We start from the raw sequence: 20,050 nt of genomic DNA, 5'->3' as shown, positions 1-20,050 counted from the left end.
GCCGACGTCATGCTGGTCACCCCACTTCGCGACGGCATGAATCTTGTTGCGAAGGAATTCGTCGCGGCACGCCGTGACGAGCAAGGCGCACTGGTCCTCAGTGAGTTCACCGGCGCCGCCGCCGAACTCGACGACGCGTTCCTGATCAACGCTCACGACACCGACGACGTCAAACGCGGGATTCTTGAGGCACTCAACGTCGAACCCCAGAACCTCGCCGTACGCATGCGTCACATGCGGGAACAGGTCTGTACATACGACATCGACTACTGGGCCCGCGACTTCCTGAAAGTTCTCGGTGTTCCCGGAACACCCGACGAGGCTCGGCAAGCCCGAAAAGTGATGTCCTGATTCACTTGTTCGAATGGCTTCTGATGTCCAAGGGCGCCACCAGTGTTCAATCCTGCCGGCCCTCACCTTCAGCGAAGACCTGATGTTGTAGCCCCGCGGTTCATCTGAGGCGGTAGAGGGTGGTCCGATCAGTGACGATGGCGTGTGCCACGTCGGTGAGCTTCCGATTGTTGTTCCGGGCGTAGGTGCGGATGAGGGTGAACGCGTCATCGACGTTGATCTCGTGGGCCTGGGCGATGGCGCCTTTGGCCTGTTCGATCACGACGCGGCTGTTCAGGGCACCCTGTAGTTGTTCGGTCAGGACTTCACCGCGGTGGATGGCGCGTTCCTGCAGCAGCGCGATGGCGGCGACGTCGGCGAGGGCTTGAACGATCGGTACGTCCGAGCCGGTGAAGTCGCCGCCTTTGGTGTCGCCGAAGACGTTCAACGCTCCGATGCTCTGGTGGCGTAGCCGCATGGGGAAGGCATGCACGGACTGGAAGCCGCTGGCGGTGGCATGGGGGGCGAAGCGGGGCCACCGGTTGGCGGCTTCGCCGAGGTTCACGTTGATGACCGGCTGTCCCGTGCGGAACGCCTCCAGACACGGCCCTTCGTGGGTCTGCAGCTGGAACAGTTCGAGAAGTTTGACGTTCTCGTCGGAGCCCGCCATGAATTCCAGGCGGCCGTCCTTGTCGGCCAGGAGCAGCCCGACGGCGGCGGCGCCGACCAGGGAGGCGGTGCGGTCGGTGAGCATGTGCAGGAACTCGATCAGGTCGAAGTCGTCGACCAGTGTGTCGGCGGCCTCGACGAAGATCGTCGCCAGCCGTTCGGCGGAAACGGTGGTCATACCTGACTCCCGGCATCGAGGCGTGGGTGTAGCACGGTCATGGGCGATCTTGGTCGAACTGCAGGCGGCGGGCTACGACGTCGCGGGCGACCTCGTCCATGCGGCGATTCTCGGCGTAGGCATAGGCACGCATCCTGGCCATTGCTTCACTGAGTGTCCCCCCGATCTGCACCATCACCATGCCTTGGGCCTGGAACAGTTGCGCCCGGTAGCCGACCGCGTCGGCGACATCGCCGTCGGTCCCACCATCGCTGGTGGCTTCGTACTGATCGAGCAGGGTCTGCATGGTGATCTCGGCGAAGGTCATCGCATCGTTGAGCTGGTCGCTCGACAGTTCCCCGGGGCGGTCGCAGAAAACGTCCAGGACACCCAACCGGGCGGCGCCCATCTGCAACGGGAACGCGAATACCGCGCCTATGCCGTCAGCGAGAGCGGCGGGACCGTACATCGGCCAGCGGGCCGCCATGTCGTCGGTCAGGTCGGGAACCAAGACCGGACGACGGGACTCGAAGGCGTCGATGCAGGGGCCTTCACCGAAGAGGAACTGGAGCTCCTCGACCCGCTCGCTGCGATCGTCGGAAGCCGCACACACTCCGCGCACCCCATCGTCGGTCAGCACACTGATGCCGGTTCCGGACGCGATCAGCGTCTGGGCGGCGGTCTGACATACCCGCTGGAGGTAGTCGGCGATGCTGTGAGATCGGACCGGCTGCGCCGCGATGAGGTTCGTGATCGCGACGGCGCGGTCAGCCACGATTTTCTCCGCGGCAGCGTAACGACATTGCTTTCCGGCATGGCACCGTCAATGGCGAGCATGGATGCGGAAGTGGCATAACTGCACCTCTACGGCGGAAGAAGCGACCGCCGGGTCCCGGGCAGTAGCACCAGATGGGTTCCGGTCCTACCACGAGCCTACTCGGACTTTCAGTCTTCGGAGATGCGGCAAGCGAAAGCGTCGCTCGGCTTGCAGGCCCTCACGATGCGAGTAGGGTTATCGGTACGAGTCCCGGTGGAGGGGCCGTTGCCCCGGACCCGGCATGTCGCACGCCATCTGAGGCGGGGACCATGCTCGAGAGTTCCGACAGCAGCGTCTACCGATCCGCTCACGGTCTGACGATAACTATCCGCACTTTGCCCGGCGACGGGCGCCGCGCTTATATGTGTCTGGCGGGGGAAATCGACCGGGATTCGTCCGCCATCCTGTCTCGGACCGTTGACTGGCTGACCAGGGTGGCGCCGGTCAGCGTCCTGGTGGATCTCGCCGCGCTCACGTTCGCGTGCTCGGCGCTACCCAACTTCCTCGCAAGCGTCCGCCACGCTGTGCCCGGCGACGCTGAAGTCGTTCTGTGGCGGCCGAGACCGGAGATCGAGTGGGTGTTACGAGCCACTGACATGGCCGCCATCGCCACGATCCGCGGCGAGCCCACCGGGGCCGGTGATGTCCGTTGAATGCCGCCGACGGAGGACGAAGCAGAATCCTGCCGGCAGGCGATGCCGCTGCCGTGGCTCCGGCTGAGACGCCGGACGGCATGAGCGCGGATGGCTCCCGGCAAGCGGAGACCAGCGACCGTCCGGATGCCGGGCTGAACCGGCTGGAGGACCGGGTGGAGAAAGGCCTGGACCACCTCGGCGCGGTGATCAAGCCGCGGTGGAGGGGATGGTTGCATGTCGGCGCCTTTCCCCTCGCTGCGGGCGCCGGCGGTCTGTTGACCGTGGTGTCTCCGGATTCTCGTACCCGGCTGGCCTTGGCGTTGTTCACGCTGTCGGCAGCGCTGCTGTTCGGTATCAGCGCGCTGTACCACCGCGGTCACTGGGCGGGGCGTGCGGAGGGCGTTCTGCGGCGGTTGGACCATGCCAACATCTTCCTGATCATCGCCGGCACCTACACCCCGTTCTGCGTGCTGGCGCTGCCGCCCGGGCAGTCCCGGACCCTGCTCTGGATCGTGTGGTGCGGCGCGCTGGCTGGTGTCGCCTTCCGGGTCCTGTGGGTCGGTGCACCGCGCTGGCTGTACGTTCCGGTGTATGTCGCCCTGGGCTGGGTCGCTGTGATCTATCTACCCGCATTCTGGCGGGCCGGCGGCGCACCGGTGGTCACCTTCCTCGTTCTCGGCGGCGCTCTCTACACCCTCGGCGCTGTGGTCTACGGCCTCAAACGGCCCGACCCGAACCCGCGCTGGTTCGGTTTTCACGAGGTCTTCCACGCTTTGACAGTCGCAGCGTTCGCCTCCCACTGCATCGGTATCGCCATCGCCCTGGACGCCGCCTGACAACCCGGCCCGGGACCGCCAAGTGTCGGCGGCGCCCGACCCGAACGGAAAGTAAGAGCTGTATGACAGCCCGTGTGATAAATGCCGTTACGGGGTAACGTCTGAAGTGCGGTCCTCGCGGGCTGTTGCCCCGGCCCTCGGCATACTTCGAATCGTGCCGAGGTGACATTGTGAAAACGAAATCCGGCGATTGCTTCACCGTCACTGTGCTGGCCGCCCTGACCGTGGAGTCGGCTCTCGTCCGCGTCGGCGGGGACATCGACATGACCGTATCTGCAGAGCTGTCGGCAATCGCCGATCGACTGGCCACCAAAGCTCCCGCCTGCGTCGTGATCGACCTGGCCGGAATCACATTTGCCTGCTCGGCTCTACCCAACTTCCTGGCACAGCTACGCCATCGTCTGCCGGCAGCCTCCACCATCCTGTTATGCCGTCCCACCGCGGGCACCCGGCAAGTTCTGTTGATGACCGGGATGGATCAGATCGCCACGCTGAGCCCGGATCTGCCGTATCTCCGGTACTCGCGGCAGGCTACGCGGGGCACGCGGCGAGCGTCGACATTCGTATTCACTCAGAATTGAGGACATCACCATGACTCGCAGCGAAGAGTTCGACCGGCGGGTGGCGGCTCCGGTCGCGGAAGCCGTGGGCTGGGACGCGCTCGATGTCCGTGCCGTCGATACCGCCCGGCTCCTTGCTGCCGACGCCGTGCAGAAGGTCGGTAACGGTCACCCCGGCACGGCGATGAGCCTGGCGCCGCTGGCCTACCTGCTGTTCCACGACGTCATGCGGCACGACCCGAACGACGACCAATGGCTGGGCCGGGACCGGTTCGTGCTGTCAGCCGGCCACACCAGCCTCACCCTCTACACCCAGCTCTACCTCAACGGGTACGGCCTGGAACTGGACGACCTGCGGGCGCTGCGCACCTGGGGCTCCGCCACGCCGGGACACCCCGAGTTCCGGCACACCCGCGGTGTGGAGATCACCACCGGGCCGCTGGGCCAGGGCCTGGCCAGTGCGGTCGGCATGGCGATGGCGGGCCGCCGTGAGCGTGGCCTGCTCGACCCGGAGGCCGCGCCGGGTGAGAGCCCGTTCGACCATCACGTGTACGTGATCGCCTCCGACGGCGACCTCATGGAAGGCGTCACCGCCGAGGCCAGCTCCCTGGCCGGGCACCAGCAACTGGGCAACCTGGTGGTGTTCTACGACGCGAACCACATCTCCATCGAGGACGACACCGACATCTCGTTCAGCGAGGACGTTCCGGGCCGCTACGCCGCGTACGGCTGGCACGTGCTGACCGTCGACTGGACCGACACGGGCGAGTACGTCGAGGACATCGATGCCCTGCACGCCGCGATCGAGGCGGCCAAGGCGGAGACCGGCCGGCCGTCGCTGATCAAACTCCGCACCGTCATCGGGTGGCCCGCCCCCACCCTGCAGAACAGCGGCAAGGCGCACGGGTCCGCTCTCGGCGCCGACGAGATCGCCGCGACGAAACGGCTGCTCGGCTTCGACCCGGACGCCTCGTTCACCGTCGAGGACGAGGTGCTGACACACGCTCGTGCGGTTGTCGCGCGCGGGTCACGCGTACATCAGGAGTGGTTGCCCGGTTTCGAGGCCTGGCGGACCGCTCACCCGGACCGGGCCGCGCTGCTCGATCGCCTGCTCAAACGCCGGCTGCCGGACGGCTGGGAGACGGCCCTGCCCACTTTCGCGCCCGATGCCAAGGGCATGGCTACCCGCAAGGCGTCCGGGGAGATCCTGTCCGCACTCGCGCCGGTGCTGCCGGAGCTGTGGGGCGGTTCGGCGGACCTGGCCGAGAGCAACAACACCACCATGGCCGGGGAGCCGTCGTTCATCCCCGCCGACCGGCAGACCCGCACCTGGTCCGGCAGCCCGTATGGCCGCACCTTGCACTTCGGCATCCGCGAGCATGCCATGGGTTCGATCCTCAACGGCATCGCTCTGCAGAGCCTGACCCGTCCGTACGGCGGCACGTTCCTGGTTTTCAGTGACTACATGCGCCCCGCGGTCCGGCTGGCGGCGCTCATGCAACTGCCCGCCACTTACGTCTGGACTCACGACTCCATCGGCCTCGGGGAGGACGGCCCCACCCACCAGCCCGTGGAGCACCTCGCCGCGCTGCGCGCCATCCCCGGCCTGGACGTAGTCCGTCCCGGCGACGCCAACGAGACCGCCATCTGCTGGCGGACGGTCCTGGAGCACACCGACCGGCCCGCCGGCATGATCCTCACCCGGCAGAATTTGCCCGTGCTCGACCGCGGCCCCGGCGGATACGCGGCCGCGGACGGCGCGGCCCGCGGTGGCTACGTGCTGGCCGGCGCCGACGAGGACGCTGAGGTGCTGCTGATCGCCACCGGCTCGGAGGTGCAGATCGCCCTCGACGCCCGCGGCCTGCTCGCCGGCGCGGGGATCACCGCACGCGTGGTGTCGATGCCCTGCCGGGAATGGTTCGCTCAGCAGCCCCCGTCGTACCGCGACGAGGTGCTGCCGCCGTCGGTGCGTGCGCGGGTCAGCGTCGAGGCCGGCATCGGCCAGGGCTGGCGGGACATCGTCGGCGACGCCGGGCGCATCATCAGCCTGGAACACTTCGGCGCCTCCGCCGACTACCAGCGCCTCTACCAGGAGTTCGGCATCACTGCCGAAGCCGTCGTACGAGCGGCCCGCGACAGTATCAACGCCACATCCGGTCCGATCCGCCCGGGTGGCGACCAGCAGACCGCCTCCCCGACCACTGGCGGCACCGGTGACCAACCGGAGTAATCGTCGTCGACGACCCCGGCCGTCACAGCGTCGCGCCTCCAATATCCTCGCGGCGCTCTGGCGGACCTTCTACTTGGTGCCCCTCTGCAGCACCGAGAGCCGGATCTCCCCCGACGGCATCACCCTGATCCCGGTACGCCCGGCTCCGCCAGGTAAGCAGCAGGCCGCCGATCACAGCCGAGGTGAGCGATCCGATGAGAATGCCGGCTTTGACGGGCCCCGATTGCGGGGCGCCCGGGGCGAATGAGAGCTCTCCGATCAGCAGCGCGACGGTGAACCCGATCCCGGAGACCACGGTGACGGCGAACAGGTCCAGCCAGGCGACCGTCCGGTCCAGGGCCGCCCGGGTGAGAGTGACGAGGCAGAACGTCGCCAGCATGATGCCGAGCGGTTTGCCGATCACGAGCCCGAGGATGACTCCCTGAGCGGCGGGCTCGGTCAGGGTGGTCGCCAGGGCGTCCGGGCTCAGGCTGACTCCAGCGGCGAACAGGGCGAAGACCGGGACGGCCAGCCCTGCCGACACCGGACGCCAGCGGTGCTCCCAACGTTCGGCCATACTGCGGCCCTGGCCATCTGCGGCCAGCGCGGGAACGGTGAACCCGGTCAGGACTCCGGCGATGGTGGCATGAACTCCGGACCGGTGCATGCAGGCCCAGGCCAGCACGGCTAGCGGGACCAGGATCCAAGCGGTGACGTTCCGGCGGGTGAGGACGGTGAGCAGACCGATCGTCAGGACGGCCGCGCCCAGCCATCCGAAGGCCAGGCCCTCCGCGTAGAGCACCGCGATGACGACGATGCCGAGCAGGTCGTCCACGACGGCGAGAGTGAGCAGGAAGGCCCGCAGCGCGATGGGTAATCTACGCCCGAACAGGGTGAGGACAGCGACGGCGAAAGCGATGTCGGTGGCGACCGGAATGGCCCAACCGCCCATCGAAGGACCGCCGTGGGTCATGTTGACCAGGGCGTAAACGGCTGCCGGCGTGATCATGCCGCCGACCGCGGCGATGATCGGGACTGCCGCGGTGGCGGGATTGCGGAGCTGGCCCGTGACGAATTCGCGCTTGAGTTCCAGGCCGACGACGAAGAAGAAGATCGTCAGCAGTCCGTCGGTGGCCCATTCTGCGACGGAGAGGTTCAGGTGCAGGCTCGCGGGGCCGACCACGGTGCCGCTCAGGTCGGTGTAGGAGTCGCGCCACGGTGAATTGGCCCAGATCAGCGCCATCACGGTCCCGATGGCGAGCAGGACTGCGCCGGCGTTCTCGGCTCGGAGGGTGTCGGTGAAGTTGCGCCTGCCCCCGGGGGACAGGCTGCTGAAGGCGGTGATCATCGGGCGGTGGCCGGAAGTGGGCGGGGTCAGCGCGCGGCGCGGGCGGCGACGATTTGGGCGAGGGTCGCTTCGACAACCGCAAGCCTGGTCGCCACGTCGGCGTCGAGAGGGCGGATGCCGAACTTCAACCCGATCCGCGGGGTGTCACCGATCGCGCTGATGGTTTCGGCGATCTCGTCCGGCCCCAGCAGGGAGGCCTTGGAGGCGGCCAGGGCGGGAGCGTCACCGCGGCTGGGGATGTGCATGTCGGTCCAGGCGGGCCCCCACATGGTCTCCTCGCCGGTCGCGCCGGAATAGATGTAAGCCCGCAGCAGCCCGGCGTCGGTGACGGCCTGGATGTGCTCCACCGGCAGCCGTGACCCGTGTCCCTCGATGGCGCAGCGGCCCCAGTTCAGGCTCATCCCGAGAACGTCGGAGGGCAGACCGAAGGACCGGACGACGGCGATCTCGTCCGCCAGCCGGAAGAAGCCCTTGGCGGGTGTCTGCCCGGGGACGTAGGCGTCGCAGTGCTCGACCAGCAGCTCGGCGCCGGCCCGGTCCCAGGTCAGGATCTCGGCAAGAGAACGTTCGAACGCCTCGAGTGAGCCACCGCGGGGACCGGGGGAGGTGTGTACCTCGATCGCGACCACTCGCCGGGTCCCGTATTCGGCGGCAAGGCTGACGGCAAGGTCGCATGCCCGCCCGACGTCACTCAGCGCGCGCTTGCGCTGCACGTCGTCGGTCGAGGCCAAGCCGTAGTTCGGCGTGCTGCCGAGGGCGGCCATCATCGACGGCACGAGCGAGACGATCAGGTCGTGTCCGGGGTTGACGTGTTCCCGGATCCAGTGCGGCTCGAGGGTCCGGGCACCGGCCGGGAACAGGGCGAACTCCAGACCTTCGATGTCAAGCCCGGCAGCCGCGTCATAGAAGGCGTCTTCAGCGACGGGATCCGTCGGCGCGGAGATGTACGCGGACAGGAACAAGCCGGCGGGGTTGGTCATCGATTCCTCCGTGGAGTGGGGTGCGGGGGCGGCAGCCGCGACCGCGCGCCGTGACTGTCTCTCAGCGGGGTGTCGGCGGTCACAAATGGGGATTGACGCTTCAGTTGCCCCTGGCTATGGTTCCGTCTTACGGAACGCGGTTCCATATCAGTCTCCCACCGAGATCGAGGGTCCCGCAAGGACCCGTCCGCGACCCCCCAGGGCCCCCGCTCCCGGGACAGCCCTCGACCTGCCGACCGCCGTAGTGCGGCACGCGCTGGTGTATCGAGAAGGAGTCAGCATGAGAAGGAACAAGGTCGTTACCTTCACCGCCGCGGCCATGGTCGCGGCGTTCGCCCTGGCCGGGTGCTCAGCCGGTGACGGGACGAAGGCCAGGAGCGAAACCAGGGACGGCGGTGCGAAAGCCGAGACGACCTTCAAACTGGCGTTCAACCAGCAGCCGAACCACCCGCAGTTCGTCGCCCTGGACGCCATGGGCGAGCGGCTGAAGAAGCGGACCAACGGCAAGTACGACGTCGAGGTGTTCCCCAACGAGACCCTGGGCACCCAGAAGGACACCGTCGAACTGGTCAAGGCCGGCACCATCGAGATGTCGATGGTCGCCGCGCCGCTGATGGAGAGCTACAACAAGGACTTCATCGTCTTCAACCTGCCGTTCACCTTCGACTCGCAGGAACACCAGCGGAAGACGACGAACGACCCCGCGATCGTCTCGGAGCTGTACTCCTCTCTGGACAGCCAGGGTCTGCGCGTGCTCGGTTCCTTCCACGGCGGCGTACGGAGCATGTACACCTCGAAGAAGCCGATCACCACGCCCGCCGACATGAAGGGCCTGAAGATCCGGGTCATCGAGTCGGACACGAACATCGAGATGATGAAGCTGATGGGCGGTAGCCCGGCGCCGATGGGAATGGGCGAGGTCTACACCGCCATCCAGTCCGGCGTGCTGGACGGCGCCGAGAACAACGAGCTCACGTACGCCAACGTGAAGCACGCCGAGGTCGCCAAGTTCTACAGCTACACCCGGCACCTGATGCTGCCCGACTACCTCCTGATCAACCCGAAGGTTCTGGGCGCGATGCCCGAAGACGTCCGGAAGATCTTCCTGGAGGAGATCGCCATCGCGGTCGAGGAGGAAGGGGCGCTCTGGGGTCAGGAGATCCCGAGGTCCAAGGCGCTGGCCGAGAAGGCCGGCGCGAAGTTCAACGAGGTCGACGCGGCCGCCTTCACCAGCTTGATCGCACCGCTGACGCAGCAGAAGCTCACCAACGACACGACCCGCGGCATCCACGCCAAGGTTCGCGCGGCTGCCAAGTGATCCGGCGGTCCGGGCGGGTGACAGCGGAGGGGCTCGAGGTATGACAGCAGTCAAGGGCGTGCTGGACCGGGTGCTGGCCTGGTGCTGCATCGTGTTGTTCGCGGCTCTGGTGCTCGACGTCGGCTGGCAGGTGTTCGCCCGGCAGGTGCTGAACTCGCCCAGCGGCTGGTCAGAGGAGTTGGCCAAGTACCTGTTCATCTGGCTGGGCCTGCTGGGCGGGGCCTGGGTCTTCGGCGAGCGCGGGCACGTCGCGGCCGACCTGGCGGTCCAGCGGATGCCGGAGAAGGCCCAGCGCGTCACCGCCGTCCTGGTCCAGCTCGCGACGCTGACGTTCGCGGCGATGACCCTGATCTGGGGCGGTTACCGGGTGGTGCACCTGACCTGGGAACAGACCCTGACCGGGCTGCCGCTGAATGTGGGCTGGATGTATCTGGCCCTGCCCATCTCCGGCGTGATCACCGCGTTCTACGCGATCTTCCACATGATCGCGATCAGCAAGGGCGACGAGGTCGCCATCGACGCGGAAGCCGAGACCGCGCTGTCGTAGGAAGGAGGAAACCATGGAAGCTGCAGCACTCGCCGGTCTCGTTCTGGTCGTCGGTATCGCCGTTCTGCTGCTGATCGGAGCACCGATCAGCGTCGGAGTCGGGCTGTCCTCGACCCTGGCCATGTTCGTCGTGGTCGGCTTCGACAACGGAGCACTCACCGCGGCGCAGCAGATGTTCCGCGGGATCAACTCATTCGCACTGCTTGCCATCCCGTTCTTTGTGCTGGCCGGTGTGATCATGAGTCAGGGCGGCATCGCCCTACAGCTGATCAATGCAGGAAAGGTGCTGGTCGGCCGGGTGCCGGGATCGTTGCCCCAGACCACCGTGGCGGCCAACACCCTGTTCGGTGCGGTCAGCGGATCCTCGATCGCGGCGGCGGCCGCGATCGGGACCACGATGGGTCCGCTGGAGGCCAAGGAGGGGTACAACAAGAACTTCTCCGCGGCGGTCAACGTCGCCTCCGCCCCGGGTGGAATGCTGGTCCCGCCCAGCAACCTGATGATCGTTTACTCGCTGGTGTCCGGATCTTCGGTCGCGGCCCTGTTCGTGGCCGGGTACCTTCCCGGACTCCTGTGGGCGGTCGCCTGCTCGGCCGTCGTGTACCTGTACGTCCGCCGGCGTCCCGAACTGAGGGAGACCCAGCGGATCGGCTTCCGCGAGGGCGTCCACGTACTGCTCGTCGCCGTGCCGTCGCTGCTGCTCATCGCCGTGGTGATCGTCGGCATCCTGGCCGGCTTCTTCACAGCGACCGAGTCCGCTGCCATCGCGGTGTTCTACTCGGCGATCCAGTCGGCGTTCTACCGGACGATCAAGCTTCGTGACATCCCGGGCATCCTGCTGGAGTCCACCAAGATCACAGCAGTGGTCATGTTCCTGATCGCCGTCTCGACGATCATGGGCTTCGTCCTCTCCTTCTCCAAGATTCCCGAGCTCGTCGCGGACACGATGTTCGGGTTCAGTGAGAACCCGGTGGTGCTCCTGCTGCTGATCGCGGTCATCCTGCTGATCGTCGGCTGCTTCATGGACGCCACCCCGGCCGTCCTGATCTTCACGCCGATCTTCCTGCCGATCGTGACCAGCTTCGGCGTCGACCCGGTTCACTTCGGCATCATGATGATCTTCAACCTCAGCATCGGCACCATCACGCCACCGGTCGGAACCGTGCTCTTCGTCGGAGCCAAGGTGTCCGGCCAGCCGATCGAGGGTGTCGTCCGGCAACTGGTGCCGTTCCTGGTCGCGCTGGTCATCTGCCTGATCGTCGTGATCTTCACGCCCGGACTGTCACTCTGGCTGCCGGAATTGTTCGGCCTCATGACCTGATCGAGGTCGACCGGTCCCGACTGACCTGCTCCCCCATTGATCCCGGCCGCCCGCCACCAAATCCGAAGGAGAACGATGGAACAGCGTTACGCCACCAGCCCCGAGCATGTCCCGGGCATGGACACCAACGAGCTGCGTGACCGTTACCTCGTGCCCGGCCTGTTCGTGGACGATGACGTCAACGCCCTGTACACGCATCACGACCGGGTGGTCGTGGCCGGGGTGAAGCCGGTGACCGGCCCGGTCAAGCTCCCGACGTTCCCCGAGATCGTCAGCCCGTACTTCTTCGAGCACCGGGAAGCCGGGATCGTCAACGTCGGCGGCCCCGGAACCATCACCGTTGACGGCACCAGATACGAAGCAGAGCACGGCGCATGCCTGTACGTGGGCCGCGGCGCCGTCGATGTGGTGTTCGAGTCCGGCGATGCCGCCGGTGAGGCGGGCCCGGCCCGGTTCTACCTCTTCTCCGCACCTGCCCACACGGCGTACCCGACGACCTTCGTGGCTCCCGGGGAGGGCACCGTCCGGGAGCTCGGCAACCCGGAGCAGTCGAACCGGAGAACTCTGAACCAGTACATCCATGAGAAGGGTGTACGGAGCTGCCAGGTGGTGATGGGCGTCACCACGCTGCACACGGGCAGCATGTGGAACACGATGCCCGCGCACACCCACGCCCGGCGCACCGAGGTGTACCTGTACTTCGACCTGCCGGCCGATGCCCGGGTGGTTCACCTGCTCGGCGAGCCCACCGAGACCCGGCATCTCGTGGTCGGCAACGAGGAAGCGGTGATCTCGCCGAGTTGGTCGGTGCATTCCGGCGTCGGCACCGCAAGCTATAGCTTCGTCTGGGCGATGGCGGGAGAAAATCAGTCGTTCGACGACATGGATGGCTTCGCCATCGCCGACATGCGCTGATCCCACGCCCTCAGTTAGGTGAGTTCATGACCAACGACACGGTCCGAGTGACCGACCAGCTGCTTACCAGCGGTGCCAACGCGAGCGAGAAAACTCTGCTCGTCCTGGAAGCGGTCATGACTCATGCGCGGTTCTCGGAGGTGGTCGAGGCGACCGGTCTCGCCAAGGCCACCACACACCGCATCCTGGCCACCCTGATCGAACGGCGGTTCGTCACGGTTGCACCCGACGGCGGTTACCTGCCCGGCCCGAAGATTCTCTCGCTGGCCGGGCAGGCTCTGCGGCGGATCGACATCTCCGCGATCGCGCAGCCTTTCGTCGACGCTCTGGTCGATGAGGTGCATTGCACGGTTCACGTCGGCGTGGCCAACGGCGACGAGATCGTCTATCTGATCCGTGCCGATTCGGACAAGCCCTACCGGATGCCGTCGCGGGTCGGTCTTGCGATCCCGATGCATACCTCGGGCATCGGAAAGGTCGTGCTCAGCGGATACAACGACCACGAGCTGGACCGATTCGTGGCTCGCGCCGAACTGCCGGCTCTGACCGTGAACACGATCACGACCCTGGACGCACTGCGGGCCGAGCTCGCCGAGATCCGCAAGGCCGGCTACGCGTTCGACCGGGAGGAGAACGTGCCCGGAGTCATCTGCGTGGCGGCACCGATCCGGGACTCGACTCACAAAATCAACTACGGGATCAGCATCTCGACTCTGACGATCGAACACACTCGCGAGCAACTGGAGGCGATGGCCCCGCTGGTCGTCGAGACCGCCGCGCAGATCTCAGCAGCTCTGGGATTCATCCCCTCATCCTCTTCCGCGCCACCTGAAGGAGCCTATTCATGATGCGCCCAGCCGGCAGTCCCGCCGCGTACCTCACCCGCAGCTTCAGCCTGGAGGGAAAGGTCGCGGTGGTGACTGGCGCTGGCCGGGGGATCGGACTGGCGATCACGGAGTCGTTGGCCGCCGCGGGTGCCGACATCATCGGCGTCAGTCACAACATGCCGTCCGGCTCCAGCGAAACCCGTTCCGTGGTGGAAGGACTGGGACGCAGCTTCACCCCCGTGCGAACTGACTTCTCCATCCGGCCGGACGTGACGGCGCTGGCAGCCGACCTGGCCGGCCGTGAAGTCGACATCCTGGTCAACAACGGCGGCACGATCCGCCGGACCCCTGCTGCGATGCACTCCGACGACGACTTCGACCACGTGATGGATGTGAATCTCCGCGCGACCTGGGTGCTGTCCCGCGAGATCGGCCGGTCGATGCTCGAACGCGGCTACGGGAAGATCGTGAACATGGCCTCCATGCTGAGCTTCCAGGGCGGCGTGAATGTCCCGGGCTACACCTCGTCCAAGTCGGCTGTCGCCGGCCTGACGAAAGCACTGGCGAACGAGTGGGCCGGCCGGGGGGTCAACGTCAACGCCGTTGCCCCCGGCTACGTCGCCACCGCCAACACCCACGACCTGCGCCAGGACCCCCAGCGCAGCGGCGAGATCCTCAGCCGGATTCCGGCCGCACGCTGGGCCCAGCCTGCCGATATCGCCGGCGCGGTGCTCTTCCTCTGCTCCGGCTCGGCGGACTACGTCAACGGAGCCGTCCTTCCCGTCGACGGCGGATGGCTCGCCCGCTGACCCCTGTGCCCCGGCGCACTGGGGTACGCCGGCGAGTTCGGCGACTCGTCGATCAAGGATCCGCTGCTTGCGGTCGCGGTCGCCGAGCACATGCGCACGATTCGCGACGCCGGGCCGGTCGCGGCCTGGAGAAAGTGATCCGATGAAGATCTTCGAGGCACATCCCGTCGTGCCGGTCGTCGTCCTCGACGACGAATCGCGAGCCGCTGACCTGGGAAGGGCTCTGGTAGGCGGTGGGTTGCCGATCGCCGAGGTCACCTTGCGTACGCCGGGGGCGCTCGCGGCGATCGCCACGATGGCGCGCAACAGGGACTTGCTGGTCGGAGCGGGAACCGTGCTCACCCCGGAGCAGGCGACCGCCGCCGCGGAGGCCGGCGCCCGCTTCGCCGTCTGCCCGGGGCTGTCCCGTGCTGTGGTGGAGCGGTGCGGCATGCTCGGACTACCCGTACTCCCCGGGGTGGCCACCGCGACGGAAGTCCTGGCTGCTCGGGAGATCGGCCTGAAGGCCGTCAAATTCTTCCCGGCCGAGACATCGGGAGGAGCGCCGGCCGTGGCCGCGCTCGCGGCGGTCTTCGGCGACATGCGATTCGTGCCGACGGGCGGGATCACCGCGGCCAACGCCGGTGACTATCTGGCGCTGCCCTCGGTGCTCGCGGTCGGTGGCTCCTGGATGGTGCCGCGCTCGGCTGACCTCGACCGGATCCAGGAGCTCATCGGAGGGGTACGTGCCGTCATTGCGGCTGCGGGACGCTGACTCCTGCAGGTACGACCTGGTCAGCCTCGGTGAGGTGATGCTGCGCCTCGATCCGGGTGAGGGGCGGGTGCGGACCACGCGGACGTTCCGGGTCTCCGAGGGTGGCGGCGAGTACAACGTGGCCCGCGCGCTGCGACGTGTCTTCGGGATGCGGACCGCGATCGTCACGGCGCTTGCCGACAACGAGGTGGGGCGGCTCGTCGAGGACTGCATGCTGACCGGCGGGGTGGACACGTCGCTGGTGCGATGGGTGCCCTATGACGGCGTCGGTCGTACGGTGCGTAACGGCCTCAACTTCACCGAACGCGGCTTCGGGGTACGCGGGGCGTTAGGAATGTCCGATCGTGGTCATAGCGCGGCGTCGCAGATGCGTCCGTCCGACGTGGATTGGGATCATCTGTTCGGGGTCGCCGGGGTGCGATGGCTGCACACCGGCGGGATCTTCGCGTCGCTGTCGCCGGCGGCGGCTTCCACGGTTCTCACCGCTGTCGAGGCTGCCCGGCGGCATGGGACCGTGGTGTCGTTCGATGTGAACTACCGGCCCAGTCTCGGCAATGACCTGGTGCCCGACGTGCTGCCGTTCGTGGATGTACTGATCGGTGTACAGGATGTCGAGGCCTACCCGGAGGTGCCCGTTGTCGCGACCACCACGCGGCGGGTGGTGAGCGCCAGTCGCAACGACTTCGGCGCTGTGGCCTGGTCGCCGCCGACCGGCGTGGTGCGAGCCACGGAGAGAAGAGACCTCGACGTGCTCGACCGGGTCGGCTCGGGTGACTCGTTCGCCTCCGGCCTGATCTATGGATTGCTCTGCGGACGTCCGCTTCAGATCGCTGTCGAGTATGGCGCGGCGCACGGCGCACTGACGATGACCACCCCTGGTGACACTTCGATGGCTACGGCGGCTGAGGTGATGGCGCTTGCCGGAGGCGCCGGCGCCGCGGTGACTCGTTGACCGTGACCCTTTCTGCGGATGTACGCGTCGCCGGTGCCCTGATCTCGTTCCTGCGGGGAACCGCGCGGGGAATTCCCCTCGTCAATTAGGAACAATCCTTGTGGTGATCAACACGAGCCGCATTGATCCCAGCAATGGACAGTCCAAGATCGTCTCTAGTAGCGTCACTCCCCGCAGCCCAGGAAATCGTCGGGCAAGGCGGGGCTGGGGACAGTAGCGCGGACTCTCGCCATACATATTGATTCGCGGATGGAGAGAGCGCGTTGTGAGCGACAATGAGATCGCTGTCTCGCGATTGAGTAAGTCGTATCGCAACGTACAGGCCGTCGAGCACCTTTCCTTTGTTGTGGAACCGGGCCGGGTCACGGGTTTCTTGGGCCCGAACGGGGCGGGCAAGAAGACAACTTTGCGCATGATGCTGGGTCTGGTCAGCCCATCCTCAGGGACGGTGCGCTTCGGTGGGCGCTCCTATGCGGACATGCCCGCGCCGTTGCGGGAAGTGGGGTCGCTACTCGACGCCAACGACGTTCACGGCGCCCGCACCGGGCGGGACCACTTGCGGATCATGTGCCCGATGGGCGGGATCAATTCCCGACGGGTCGACGAGGTCCTGGAACTGGTCGATCTGACACAGGCCGCACGCCGCCGGGTGAAAGGCTATTCCCTGGGGATGCGGCAGCGTCTCGGCATAGCAAAAGCGATGCTCGGCAATCCGCGGGTGCTCATTCTCGACGAACCCGCCAACGGCCTGGATCCGGACGGCATCCGCTGGCTGCGTAAGCTGCTCCGCGGGCTCGCGGACGACGGGCGGACCGTGCTCGTCTCCAGTCATCTGCTCGGTGAGATGCAGCTGATGGCCGACGACGTCATCATCATCGCCCGCGGCCGGCTCATTCAGCAGGGTTCGCTGGCGCAGGTCATCAGCTCGGCCACGGGAGCGATGTCGCACGTCCGAAGCCCTCAGGCGGATGTGCTCCAGCAGGCGCTGCTGTCCGCCGGGGCCGAGGTCGAACGCCAAGGTCCCGGTCTTCTGCTGGTGGGGAACTGTGACATGCCGCAGATCGGCCGGCTAGCGCTCGATGTCCGAGCCGAGATCCATGAGCTGCGCCCCGTGGAAGTCGATCTGGAAAGCGCCTTCTTCCGGCTCACCGAGGGAAAAGCGGGCATTCGATGAGCCTCTTCCACGCTGAGATCATCAAGATTCGCGTCACGCGGTCATCATGGCTTCTCGGCGCCGCCGGTGCCGCGTTCTGGCTCGTGTCGTTGATGCTGGCACGCTTGCAGGCCAGTCAGATCGATGCCACCGACGTGCCTGTGGATCAGAGGCTGTCGGCATCTGAGCTGGCGGTGGAGCTTTACACCGCCGGCACGATCTCCGGGGCGACGTTCATGATGCTGTTCGGGATCGTCTGCATGTCCTCGGAGTTCCAGCACCGCACCGCGTCGCTGACCTTCCTGGCCTCTCCTCGCCGAGTACGGGTGGTACGCGCCAAATGGGGCGCAGTGGCACTGGTCGGCCTGCTCAGCTGGGCCGTCGCCACTCTGATGAACTTCCTTCTCGGTGTCTGGCCCAGCGCCGGCCGCCTCGGCGGTCTGCTGCTGTCGGATCCTGGCGTCCAGCGTGCAGTCGTCGCCAGCATGGTCGCCTACGTCCTCTGGGGCGGTATCGGAGTCGGCTTCGGAGTACTTGTCCGCAGCCAGGTGCTCGCCAGCACCATCGCCCTGGCCCTGACCTTCGGCGGCACCCTCGTGATCTCTTCCTTGGTGCTGCTCACCGACGTCTTCGGAGGCTGGATGGGGGAGGCCGTGACCGTTTTTCCCACGCTGGCGACGCTGTTGATGATGAGTCCTCCCGGTCAGGACGGCCTGCAGCCCTGGGTGGGCGCTGCGATCCTGATCGGCTGGGCGGCGGGCACCACGGTGGCGGGTACCTACGCCCTCACGCGACGGGACATCCCGTAACGCCGGTCCGGCTCGGAATGACTCATGGACGCCTGTCGAGCCGGGACCACGCATGGTGACCCCGGCTCGACGGTGCTCAGCAGCCGAGGCGGCGGGTCGAGAGGGCGATGTCGTCGATCCACAGGTCGAAGCCGGCAGGTGTGGTGCCGGCCTGGTACAGCTGCCAGCCGATCTTCACGGTGTTGACCGCGGGCAGGACGAACGGCACCTGGTTGCCGCCGTGCTCCTGCTCCGAGGCGTGCAGGGTGATGTCGCGGCCGATCCACGTGGTGACCGCGTTCGTCGCCGGGTCGAGCCGCCACTCGACGCACTGCCAGGTGTCCGTGGTGGCCGGCGCCGACTCGGTCCACGCCGTCCAGTCGCCGGTGGGGCCCCCGTCCGCGCCGATGCCCCAGAGGTTGCGCTGCAGGGTGGGCACGTACTGCCCGCCCACCGGCCGCACGACCTCGGTGCTGCCGGATCCGGTTGCCTCGACGAGCGTGAAGTGAGCCCAGTCGGGCGCCGTCGGGAACGCGTCGACGCGCAGCCGCATGCGGCCGTAGAAGCCGGTTGCGGGGGCTGGGAAGTCATCGACCCGCAGGAACGCGCGGCCGTTGTCTCGGGTGCGCACGTGCAACACCTTGTCCCGGCCGCCCCGCCGCTCGACGGTGAGTGTGCCGTTGCGGGTGTCGATTCCCCAGTCGAGGCTGCTGGCGCCGCCGACCGGCAGGCGGTCGAAGTTCTCGCAGAAGAGGATGCCCGGCTTGGCGCATCCGCGGGGTGCCGAGTCGCTGGTCGCGCTCGCCGCCCCGCTGCCGGCGAACAGAGTCGCGGTTATCGCTGAGAGGGCGAAAAGCAGGCTGAAGCGCTTCACCCGGTCCTCCTTGTGAGTCAGTGATGGGAGCGCTCCCATCTTCACACACCATCGTCTTCTGTCTATGCCGTTCCGGCGGGGCGATCTGCGGAGTGCGACTCGCCGGTACCGCTGCGCCGCACCGAGTCCGAGTCGGTGGTCGGCGCCTGCCTTCGACCGCACACGGCCGGCGGAGGCGCGGAATGGCCGCAGGAGCGCAATGTGTACGACCTTTTCAAGAATCTGCCGGGAACAACTCGTGACCCCGAATCCGGCAGCTGACGGCAGTACACTGACACAAACCTGCTTCTGACTACAGGGCTGCGAGTCCGCAATTGGCAACTTTATAGCCCAGAGGTTCCCGTCAAACTCGAGGCTAGGCCAAAATGATCTCCATTAATCATGCTGTCATCGATTCACCTGAGCGGCTGAATGAGACGCGAAAAGCGCGGATTGCTCTGCGCTGCATGCCCATGTCGGTCGACAGGATCGCCGAGTTCACGGCTCACTCCGTGCTGGCACCGATGTGCCAGGTCACGCTTGTGGGGGAGTTCGACTACTATTTCGCCGGCGGTCACGGCATGTGGCCGAACCTGGCTCCCGACGGGCATGCGCCGCTGTCGCACTCGCTGTGCAAGTACGCGGTCAGCAGCGACCATCCCGTTCTCAGCGAGAACATGCTCCACGACGACGACAAGCGCATACGTCAGCACCCGCTCACCGTGGAGTACGGCGCCCGGGCATTTCTGGCGGTACCGCTGCGAGGCGCCACGGGCAGACCGGTCGGAGCACTCACGGTCGTGGACACCGTACCGCGGTCATGGACGGCGGCGAACCTGCTCAGGCTCGGCGACGTCGTCGAACTCATCGGTCCGGTCTCGACCGAACCCGCCGACACGCCGTTGCCGGCGTCCGCCCTCGACAGCGCCTCCCTGCTGTACAGCATGCAGGAAGCCTTCGTGGCCATCACCAGTGACTCGATCGTCGTCGGGTACAACCGCGCGGCGTACGAACTCTTCGGATGGGCACCGAGCGAGGTGTGCGGCCGATCGATCGAAGACACCCTGTGCTCCGGCCACGAAGACCAGATGGGCGAGTTGCTGTCGCAATTGCGTTTCGCGCCATCACAGGTACGTATGCGCCGGCCGCTCCGTCTTCGTACCCATGACGGCGAACTGATAGAGGTATCGGCCTCGCTGTCGATGGTTCGCGGTTCCGCCGGTTCCCTGCTGTCCGCATTCATCGACCAGGCGGACGTTGGCAGGTAATTCC

Annotated in this window: 21 protein-coding genes; 16 read left to right on the top strand and 5 right to left on the bottom strand. The window is 66.8% G+C overall.

All coding sequences use genetic code 11. The annotated features are described in order from the left end of the window. On the top strand, positions 1-351 hold a 351-nt coding region (locus tag AB0G04_RS40285; protein ID WP_360994697.1), incomplete at its 5' end, for a trehalose-6-phosphate synthase. A 100-nt stretch (positions 352-451) separates the two neighbouring features. Here the strand turns inward: AB0G04_RS40285 and AB0G04_RS40280 are convergent. Together AB0G04_RS40280 and AB0G04_RS40275 are read right to left on the bottom strand one after the other, a co-directional pair. Continuing rightward, a complete protein-coding gene (locus AB0G04_RS40280) occupies positions 452-1,177 on the bottom strand; it encodes a GAF and ANTAR domain-containing protein (protein ID WP_360994694.1) in 726 nt (241 codons plus the stop codon). A gap of 37 nt (positions 1,178-1,214) precedes the next feature. Further along, entirely contained in the window at positions 1,215-1,931 is a 717-nt protein-coding gene (locus tag AB0G04_RS40275; RefSeq protein WP_360994692.1) for a GAF and ANTAR domain-containing protein, read from the bottom strand. Positions 1,932-2,242: 311 nt separating this feature from the next. Here AB0G04_RS40275 and AB0G04_RS40270 point away from each other — a divergent pair, with 311 nt between their 5' ends. From AB0G04_RS40270 to tkt, 4 genes are all read left to right on the top strand, one after another. Further along, positions 2,243-2,626, top strand: a complete 384-nt coding sequence (locus AB0G04_RS40270; RefSeq protein ID WP_360994689.1) for a hypothetical protein — start codon at positions 2,243-2,245, stop codon at positions 2,624-2,626. An 80-nt stretch (positions 2,627-2,706) separates the two neighbouring features. After that, a complete protein-coding gene (locus tag AB0G04_RS40265; protein ID WP_360994686.1) occupies positions 2,707-3,444 on the top strand; it encodes a hemolysin III family protein in 738 nt (245 codons plus the stop codon). A 170-nt stretch (positions 3,445-3,614) separates the two neighbouring features. Then, positions 3,615-4,025 carry an STAS domain-containing protein gene (locus AB0G04_RS40260; RefSeq protein ID WP_360994684.1) on the top strand — a complete coding sequence of 137 codons (411 nt, stop codon included), beginning with the start codon at positions 3,615-3,617 and terminating at the stop codon, positions 4,023-4,025. A gap of 10 nt (positions 4,026-4,035) precedes the next feature. Further along, positions 4,036-6,234 carry a transketolase gene (tkt, locus tag AB0G04_RS40255; protein ID WP_360994681.1) on the top strand — a complete coding sequence of 733 codons (2,199 nt, stop codon included), beginning with the start codon at positions 4,036-4,038 and terminating at the stop codon, positions 6,232-6,234. 22 nt (positions 6,235-6,256) lie between these two features. Here the strand turns inward: tkt and nhaA are convergent, their stop codons facing one another. Both nhaA and AB0G04_RS40245 read right to left on the bottom strand, forming a co-directional pair. After that, positions 6,257-7,561, bottom strand: coding sequence for a Na+/H+ antiporter NhaA (nhaA, locus tag AB0G04_RS40250; RefSeq protein WP_360994678.1), 1,305 nt, complete (start codon positions 7,559-7,561; stop codon positions 6,257-6,259). 26 nt (positions 7,562-7,587) lie between these two features. After that, complete coding sequence (locus AB0G04_RS40245; RefSeq protein ID WP_360994676.1) at positions 7,588-8,541, bottom strand: DUF4862 family protein; 954 nt, start codon at positions 8,539-8,541, stop codon at positions 7,588-7,590. Between the two features lie 280 nt (positions 8,542-8,821). Here AB0G04_RS40245 and AB0G04_RS40240 point away from each other — a divergent pair, with 280 nt between their 5' ends. From AB0G04_RS40240 to AB0G04_RS40195, 10 genes are all read left to right on the top strand, one after another. Next, positions 8,822-9,859 (top strand): TRAP transporter substrate-binding protein, encoded by a 1,038-nt coding sequence (locus AB0G04_RS40240; protein ID WP_360994673.1) that lies wholly within the window; start codon positions 8,822-8,824, stop codon positions 9,857-9,859. A 40-nt stretch (positions 9,860-9,899) separates the two neighbouring features. Then, a complete protein-coding gene (locus tag AB0G04_RS40235; protein WP_360994670.1) occupies positions 9,900-10,406 on the top strand; it encodes a TRAP transporter small permease in 507 nt (168 codons plus the stop codon). Between the two features lie 13 nt (positions 10,407-10,419). Next, positions 10,420-11,727: a TRAP transporter large permease gene (locus tag AB0G04_RS40230; RefSeq protein WP_360994667.1), complete on the top strand. Its 1,308-nt coding sequence runs from the start codon at positions 10,420-10,422 to the stop codon at positions 11,725-11,727. Between the two features lie 75 nt (positions 11,728-11,802). Continuing rightward, complete coding sequence (gene kduI, locus AB0G04_RS40225) at positions 11,803-12,642, top strand: 5-dehydro-4-deoxy-D-glucuronate isomerase (RefSeq protein WP_360994665.1); 840 nt, start codon at positions 11,803-11,805, stop codon at positions 12,640-12,642. A gap of 26 nt (positions 12,643-12,668) precedes the next feature. Next, entirely contained in the window at positions 12,669-13,490 is an 822-nt protein-coding gene (locus AB0G04_RS40220; protein ID WP_360994662.1) for an IclR family transcriptional regulator, read from the top strand. Beyond that, complete coding sequence (locus tag AB0G04_RS40215) at positions 13,487-14,278, top strand: SDR family oxidoreductase (protein ID WP_360994659.1); 792 nt, start codon at positions 13,487-13,489, stop codon at positions 14,276-14,278. The genes AB0G04_RS40220 and AB0G04_RS40215 overlap by 4 nt, the downstream gene beginning before the upstream one ends. 142 nt (positions 14,279-14,420) lie before the next feature. Beyond that, positions 14,421-15,032, top strand: coding sequence for a bifunctional 4-hydroxy-2-oxoglutarate aldolase/2-dehydro-3-deoxy-phosphogluconate aldolase (gene eda / locus AB0G04_RS40210; RefSeq protein WP_360994655.1), 612 nt, complete (start codon positions 14,421-14,423; stop codon positions 15,030-15,032). Next, a complete protein-coding gene (locus AB0G04_RS40205) occupies positions 15,004-15,984 on the top strand; it encodes a sugar kinase (RefSeq protein WP_360994652.1) in 981 nt (326 codons plus the stop codon). Before eda ends, AB0G04_RS40205 begins: the two co-directional genes overlap by 29 nt. 265 nt (positions 15,985-16,249) lie before the next feature. After that, the gene (locus AB0G04_RS40200) at positions 16,250-17,158 is read left to right on the top strand and encodes an ABC transporter ATP-binding protein (protein ID WP_360994650.1); all 909 of its coding nucleotides are present in this window, start codon (positions 16,250-16,252) and stop codon (positions 17,156-17,158) included. Then, positions 17,155-17,946, top strand: a complete 792-nt coding sequence (locus tag AB0G04_RS40195) for a hypothetical protein (protein ID WP_360994647.1) — start codon at positions 17,155-17,157, stop codon at positions 17,944-17,946. Before AB0G04_RS40200 ends, AB0G04_RS40195 begins: the two co-directional genes overlap by 4 nt. 76 nt (positions 17,947-18,022) lie before the next feature. Here AB0G04_RS40195 and AB0G04_RS40190 read toward each other — a convergent pair whose 3' ends face one another. After that, complete coding sequence (locus AB0G04_RS40190; RefSeq protein WP_360994644.1) at positions 18,023-18,799, bottom strand: hypothetical protein; 777 nt, start codon at positions 18,797-18,799, stop codon at positions 18,023-18,025. Between the two features lie 365 nt (positions 18,800-19,164). On the opposite strand from AB0G04_RS40190, the gene AB0G04_RS40185 reads away from it, so the two are divergent. Further along, complete coding sequence (locus tag AB0G04_RS40185) at positions 19,165-20,046, top strand: PAS domain S-box protein (protein WP_360994641.1); 882 nt, start codon at positions 19,165-19,167, stop codon at positions 20,044-20,046. Positions 20,047-20,050: the final 4 nt, after the last annotated feature.

It is taken from the genome of Actinoplanes sp. NPDC023801 (assembly GCF_040639655.1).
In the GTDB taxonomy this organism is placed as follows: domain Bacteria; phylum Actinomycetota; class Actinomycetes; order Mycobacteriales; family Micromonosporaceae; genus Actinoplanes.
The sequence above is the reverse complement of the archived record's forward strand: the minus strand, read 5'-3'. Positions and strand labels throughout refer to the sequence as shown.

What these genes read in the sequence shown, in the direction of transcription:
- AB0G04_RS40280 (WP_360994694.1), bottom strand. Translation starts at nt 1,177, where the DNA reads ATGACCACCGTTTCCGCCGAACGGCTGGCGACGATCTTCGTCGAGGCC.
- AB0G04_RS40240 (WP_360994673.1), top strand. Translation starts at nt 8,822, where the DNA reads ATGAGAAGGAACAAGGTCGTTACCTTCACCGCCGCGGCCATGGTCGCG.
- AB0G04_RS40185 (WP_360994641.1), top strand. Translation starts at nt 19,165, where the DNA reads ATGATCTCCATTAATCATGCTGTCATCGATTCACCTGAGCGGCTGAAT.
- AB0G04_RS40245 (WP_360994676.1), bottom strand. Translation starts at nt 8,541, where the DNA reads ATGACCAACCCCGCCGGCTTGTTCCTGTCCGCGTACATCTCCGCGCCG.
- AB0G04_RS40230 (WP_360994667.1), top strand. Translation starts at nt 10,420, where the DNA reads ATGGAAGCTGCAGCACTCGCCGGTCTCGTTCTGGTCGTCGGTATCGCC.
- kduI (WP_360994665.1), top strand. Translation starts at nt 11,803, where the DNA reads ATGGAACAGCGTTACGCCACCAGCCCCGAGCATGTCCCGGGCATGGAC.
- AB0G04_RS40195 (WP_360994647.1), top strand. Translation starts at nt 17,155, where the DNA reads ATGAGCCTCTTCCACGCTGAGATCATCAAGATTCGCGTCACGCGGTCA.
- nhaA (WP_360994678.1), bottom strand. Translation starts at nt 7,561, where the DNA reads ATGATCACCGCCTTCAGCAGCCTGTCCCCCGGGGGCAGGCGCAACTTC.
- AB0G04_RS40220 (WP_360994662.1), top strand. Translation starts at nt 12,669, where the DNA reads ATGACCAACGACACGGTCCGAGTGACCGACCAGCTGCTTACCAGCGGT.
- AB0G04_RS40215 (WP_360994659.1), top strand. Translation starts at nt 13,487, where the DNA reads ATGATGCGCCCAGCCGGCAGTCCCGCCGCGTACCTCACCCGCAGCTTC.
- AB0G04_RS40235 (WP_360994670.1), top strand. Translation starts at nt 9,900, where the DNA reads ATGACAGCAGTCAAGGGCGTGCTGGACCGGGTGCTGGCCTGGTGCTGC.
- AB0G04_RS40265 (WP_360994686.1), top strand. Translation starts at nt 2,707, where the DNA reads ATGAGCGCGGATGGCTCCCGGCAAGCGGAGACCAGCGACCGTCCGGAT.
- eda (WP_360994655.1), top strand. Translation starts at nt 14,421, where the DNA reads ATGAAGATCTTCGAGGCACATCCCGTCGTGCCGGTCGTCGTCCTCGAC.
- AB0G04_RS40270 (WP_360994689.1), top strand. Translation starts at nt 2,243, where the DNA reads ATGCTCGAGAGTTCCGACAGCAGCGTCTACCGATCCGCTCACGGTCTG.
- tkt (WP_360994681.1), top strand. Translation starts at nt 4,036, where the DNA reads ATGACTCGCAGCGAAGAGTTCGACCGGCGGGTGGCGGCTCCGGTCGCG.